The 518-nt window shown below is 50.2% G+C and carries 1 rRNA gene; it reads right to left on the reverse strand.

The window, feature by feature from the left end:
- Positions 1 to 518, reverse strand: a 16S ribosomal RNA gene (locus KTQ83_RS12025); the annotation flags it as partial.

Raw genomic sequence — 518 nt, forward strand, 5'->3', positions numbered from 1 at the left:
GAACGTATTCACCGCGACATGCTGATTCGCGATTACTAGCGATTCCAGCTTCATGAAGTCGGGTTGCAGACTTCAATCCGAACTGAGACGTCCTTTATGAGATTCGCTTGCCTTCACAGGCTTGCCGCTCTTTGTAGACGCCATTGTAGTACGTGTGTAGCCCAGGCCATAAGGGGCATGATGATTTGACGTCATCCCCACCTTCCTCCGGTTTATCACCGGCAGTCTGATATGAGTCCTCAACTCAATGTTAGTAACATATCACAAGGGTTGCGCTCGTTGCGGGACTTAACCCAACATCTCACGACACGAGCTGACGACAACCATGCACCACCTGTCTCCTTGATAACCTCGGATATATCTCTATACCTCTGCAAGGGATGTCAAGGCCTGGTAAGGTTCTTCGCGTTGCTTCGAATTAAACCACATACTCCACCGCTTGTGCGGGCCCCCGTCAATTCCTTTGAGTTTCACACTTGCGTGCATACTCCCCAGGCGGAGAACTTATTGCGTTAACT

It is taken from the genome of Holdemanella porci (assembly GCF_019052655.1).
In the GTDB taxonomy this organism is placed as follows: domain Bacteria; phylum Bacillota_I; class Bacilli_A; order Erysipelotrichales; family Erysipelotrichaceae; genus Holdemanella; species Holdemanella hominis.